Annotated in this window: 4 protein-coding genes and 1 pseudogene; 1 reads left to right on the plus strand and 4 read right to left on the minus strand. The window is 75.3% G+C overall.

Annotation, left to right across the window (positions count from 1 at the left end; all coding sequences use genetic code 11):
• Positions 1–666 (minus strand): annotated as a pseudogene (locus B0E53_RS33470) (MFS transporter); the annotation flags it as partial.
• A 70-nt stretch (positions 667–736) separates the two neighbouring features.
• Positions 737–1,879, minus strand: a complete 1,143-nt coding sequence (locus B0E53_RS33475) for an acyl-CoA dehydrogenase family protein (protein WP_107079597.1) — start codon at positions 1,877–1,879, stop codon at positions 737–739.
• A 91-nt stretch (positions 1,880–1,970) separates the two neighbouring features.
• Between B0E53_RS33475 and B0E53_RS33480 the strand changes: the two genes are divergently transcribed.
• The gene (locus B0E53_RS33480; protein WP_107079598.1) at positions 1,971–2,624 is read left to right on the plus strand and encodes a 4a-hydroxytetrahydrobiopterin dehydratase; all 654 of its coding nucleotides are present in this window, start codon (positions 1,971–1,973) and stop codon (positions 2,622–2,624) included.
• On the opposite strand, the gene B0E53_RS33485 is transcribed toward B0E53_RS33480, so the two are convergent.
• Together B0E53_RS33485 and B0E53_RS33490 are read right to left on the minus strand one after the other, a co-directional pair.
• Positions 2,621–3,319, minus strand: coding sequence for a UdgX family uracil-DNA binding protein (locus B0E53_RS33485; RefSeq protein WP_107079599.1), 699 nt, complete (start codon positions 3,317–3,319; stop codon positions 2,621–2,623). The two genes, B0E53_RS33480 and B0E53_RS33485, sit on opposite strands and share 4 nt — an antisense overlap.
• Positions 3,320–3,545: 226 nt before the next feature.
• The coding region (locus B0E53_RS33490) for an aminotransferase class I/II-fold pyridoxal phosphate-dependent enzyme (RefSeq protein ID WP_146167880.1) at positions 3,546–4,245 on the minus strand (700 nt) is incomplete at its 5' end.

The raw sequence follows: 4,245 nt of genomic DNA on the forward strand, positions 1-4,245 counted from the left end.
GTCGGCCGGGGTCTCGGCCGCCGCCAGCCGGCGCGCGGTGAGCAGCGGGTCCGGCCGGAGCAGCACCGCCAGTACGACGGCGGCCAGCACGAACGCGGCGGCGCTGAAGGCGAACGGGCCGGCCAGCGCCGGCAGCCCCCAGCCCCGGGTGGTGGCGTCGGCGAGCGCGGCGAAGTTCGGCGCGGCCACCGCGCCGATGGTGGTGGCCCAGACCACGAGCGAGAGCTGGCGCCCACGGCGGGCCGGCTCGGCCAGGTCCACGGCCGTGTAGCGGGCCTGGAGGTTGGCCGCGGTCCCGCCGCCGAAGAGCAGCATGCCGAGGAAGAGCAGCGGCACCAGGTGCACCACGGTGGAGACCACCACGAGCACGCCCCCGACCGCCCCGACCAGGTACGCGGTGACCAGCCCCGGCCGGCGCCCGCGGGCCGCCATGATCCGGGTGACCGGCACGGCGAGCAGCGCGGCGCCGACCACCCCGGCGCTCTGTGCCACCCCGGCCAGGGCGGTGCCGGCGACCCGGGCGGCGAGCAGCGCGCCGACCGAGATGCCGATGGTGACGCCGATGCCGCCGATGATCTGGGTGAGGAAGAGCAGCCGGACGGTGCGCCGCTGGATCGGGGCGACGTCGAGCCGGCTCGGGGCCGGCGTGGTCAGGTCGGTGGCCATGACGGATGCTCCTCGGGTAAGGGGTGACCCATCCTCCCGCACCCGACCGGTTCACCGGCACCCGGTTCAGCTAGAGGCCGAGCCCCCGCCCGATGATCTCCTTCATGATCTCGGTGGTGCCGCCGTAGATGGTCTGCACCCGGCTGTCCAGCCAGGCCTTCGCCACCGGGTACTCCAGCATGAAGCCGTAGCCGCCGTGCAGCTGCACGCAGCGGTCGGCGACCTTGTTCTGCAGCTCGGTGGTCCACCACTTGGCCTTCGCCGCGTCGGTCACCGAGAGCCGGCCGGCGTTGTACTCGGCCACGCAGTGGTTGACGAAGGTCCGCGCGATGGTGACCTCGGTGTCCAGCTCGGCCAGGAGGAACCGGTTGTGCTGGAACCGCCCGATCGGCCGGCCGAACGCCTCCCGCGAGCGGGCGTAGTCGAGGGTGAGCGCGAGCAGCTTCTCCGCCGCCGCCACCGCGGCCACCGCGATGCTCAGCCGCTCGCGGGGCAGGTTGGCCATCAGGTGGTAGAAGCCGTGGTTCTCGGTGCCGATCAGGTTCTCCGCCGGCACCCGGCAGTCGTCGAAGAACAGCTCGGCGGTGTCGTTGGCCTTCAGGCCCACCTTGGCCAGCCGCCGGCCCCGGCCGAAGCCGGGGGTGCCGGTCTCCACCACGATCAGGCTCACCCCGTGCGCGCCCTGGTCGGGGGCGGTCTTGGCGACCACCACCACGAGGTCGGCCAGCTCGCCGTTGGTGATGAACGTCTTCTGGCCGTTGAGCACCCAGCTGTCGCCGTCGCGGACCGCGCCCGTGCGGATGCCGGCCAGGTCGCTGCCCGCCCCGGGCTCGCTCATCGCGATGGCGGTGACCAGGTCGCCGGAGCAGAAGCCCGGCAGCCAGCGCTTGCGCTGGTCGTCGGTGGTCAGCTCGGTCAGGTACGGGGCCACCACGTCGTTGTGCAGCCCGAAGCCCAGCCCGGTGCAGCCGGCCGCGATGATCTCCTCGTCGAGCACCGCGTTGAACCGGAAGTCCCGCTGCCCGCCGCCGCCGTGCTCGGGGTCCACGTCCATGCCGAGCAGCCCGGCCGCACCCGCCGTGCGCCACACCTCCCGGTCGACGATCCCGTCGGCCTCCCAGCGGTCGTGGTGCGGCACGGCCTCCCGGGCGAGGAACTGACGGCACAGGTCCCGGAACTCCTGGTGGACGGGCTCGTAGAGATGCTGCTCCATGGCGGCCAGTCTGGCACCGCTCACCCGCCCTGCCCAGGGGCGGCGCCGGCCGGCTCTGGCCCGGTCCGCCGGGGTACGCCAGCATGGCGGGATGAGCACGCTGACCGGAACGCAGATCGCCGACGCCGCCCTGGACGGGTGGGCCTACCTGCTCGGCGCCCTGCAGACCCGCATCCGTACGCCCAACTTCGCCGCCGGGCTGGCGCTGGTGAACGCCATCGGCGCCGAGGCCGAGCGGCGGGACCACCATCCCGACCTGGACCTGCGCTACACCCACGTCGACGTGCGGCTCTGGTCGCACGACGTACGCGGGGTCACCGACCGCGACGTCCGGCTGGCCCGGGCCATCTCCGCGCTCGCGGCCGACGCCGGCCTGTCACCGGCGCACACCGGCGTGTCCCGGCTCGAACTCGCCCTGGACAGCCCGGACTTCGCCGCCGTGCTGCCGTTCTGGCGGGCGGTGCTGGCCGGGGAGCACCTGGCCGGCCCCGGGTTCGGTGACGAGGTGCGCGATCCGGCCGGCGCGCTGCCCACGGTGTGGTTCCAGGAGTCCGGCCGCGACGAGCCCCGCCAGCGCTGGCACCCCGACGTGTGGGTGGACCCGGCGGAGGTGCGCCCGCGGATCGAGGCCGCGCTCGCCGCCGGCGGGACGCTGGTCAGTGACGCGGCGGCGCCGCACTTCTGGGTGCTCGCCGACTCCGACGGCAACCGGGTCTGCCTCTGCACCTGGCAGGGGCGCGACTAGCGCAGCGCGCGGGCGGCCACCGTCAGGTCCTTGACGAGCCCGTCGTACGCGACGTCCCGGTTGTCGGCGCGCAGCACCGCGGAGGGGTGGATGGTGGCCAGCAGCCGGGCCGCCGGGGCGTCGGCGACCTTGCCGGCGCTGTCCACCGGGACCCGGGCGAAGTCCTCCGGGTGCTGGGCGGCGGCCGGCCAGGGCAGCAGCTCGCCGCGCTGCTTCGTCACCCGGAAGGTGGGGCCGAGCAGGGCCTTGGCGGCGGTGGCGCCGAGCACCACCACGATCTCCGGCTGGAGCCGGGCGAACTCGGCCACCAGCCAGGGCCGGCAGGCGGTGATGTGCACCCGGTCCGGCGTCTGGTGGATCCGCCGCTTGCCGCGCAGTTCGAAGCGGAAGTGCTTGACGGCGTTGGTGAGGTAGATGTGGCCGGGGTCGATGCCGGCGTCGTCCACCGCCGTGCGCAGCAGCCGGCCGGCCGGGCCGACGAACGGCAGCCCCTTCTGGTCCTCCAGGTCGCCGGGCTGTTCCCCGACGAGGACCACCCGGGCGCTCTCGTCGCCCCGGCCGAACACCGTCTGCGAGGCGTCCCGGTAGAGCTCGCAGCCCTGGCAGCCGGCCGCGGCGGCGCGCAGCTCGTCGATGGTGTCCGCCTGCGGCGGGATGAACTCCTGGGCTCCGGGGGCACTCTCCGTCTCGGCCATGCCTGCTTTATATACCGGTTTCGGCATCGACGCCGGATGCGCCCGGGCCCGGGTCAGTATCCGGAGCCACCGCCACCGCCGCGCGAGGCCAGCGCGATCGCGATGATCACCAGGATGATCACGACCACCGCCACGCCGATCCGGAGCCCGGTCCGGGACCTGTTCGAAGCCATGCGACCCACCTCCCGGCCGCGGTTACCCGCCGGGAGCCCGGCCATGCGGCGGCTCAGGTGGTGAAGCCAGCGGGCGACGGCCGGACCGCGCGGGCCACCGCGTCGGCGAGCGGGCCGAGGTCGGCCTCGTCGAGCGGGCTGACGGTGATCCGCACGCCGGGCGCGGCGGCGATCCGGTTCAGCGCGCCGGGGGCCACCGACCAGCCGGCGTCCCGCAGGGCGGTGACCGCGACCGTCTCGTCCGGCACCGGCACCCAGACGTTGATCCCGGTCCGGCCGTGGGCGGCCAGCCCGCGCGCCGCGAGGGCGTCGACCAGACCGTCGCGCCGCCGCTCGTAGCTCTCCCCCGCGCGGCGCACGAGGTCGGCGGTGGCGGGGTCGCGCCAGAGCGCCAGGACGAGGCGTTGCAGCACGGTGGAGACCCAGCCGGCGCCGACCCGGGCCCGGCCGGCCACCCGGGCCACGGTGGCCTCGTCGCCGGCGAGCACCGCGAGCCGCAGGTCCGGGCCGTAGGGCTTGCTCACCGACCGGACGAAGGCCCACGCGGGGGTCGCCCCGGCGAGCGGGTGCAGGGGTACGCGGGCCAGCTCGGCGGCGTGGTCGTCCTCGATCAGCAGCAGGTCGGCGCGGCCGGCGAGGAGCGTACGCAGCTCGGCCGCCCGGCCGGCGGAGACCGCGGCGCCGGTGGGGTTCTGGGCCCGGCTGGTGACGATCAGCGCGCGGGCCCCGGCGGCCAGCGCCGCCCGGACCCCC

This window comes from Micromonospora sp. MH33 (assembly GCF_003013775.1).
In the GTDB taxonomy this organism is placed as follows: Bacteria; Actinomycetota; Actinomycetes; order Mycobacteriales; family Micromonosporaceae; genus Micromonospora; species Micromonospora fulviviridis.

Bases quoted from the DNA above. Each gene is read 5' to 3' on its own strand.
- B0E53_RS33475 (WP_107079597.1), bottom strand. From the start codon at position 1,879: ATGGAGCAGCATCTCTACGAGCCCGTCCACCAGGAGTTCCGGGACCTG.
- B0E53_RS33480 (WP_107079598.1), top strand. From the start codon at position 1,971: ATGAGCACGCTGACCGGAACGCAGATCGCCGACGCCGCCCTGGACGGG.
- B0E53_RS33485 (WP_107079599.1), bottom strand. From the start codon at position 3,319: ATGGCCGAGACGGAGAGTGCCCCCGGAGCCCAGGAGTTCATCCCGCCG.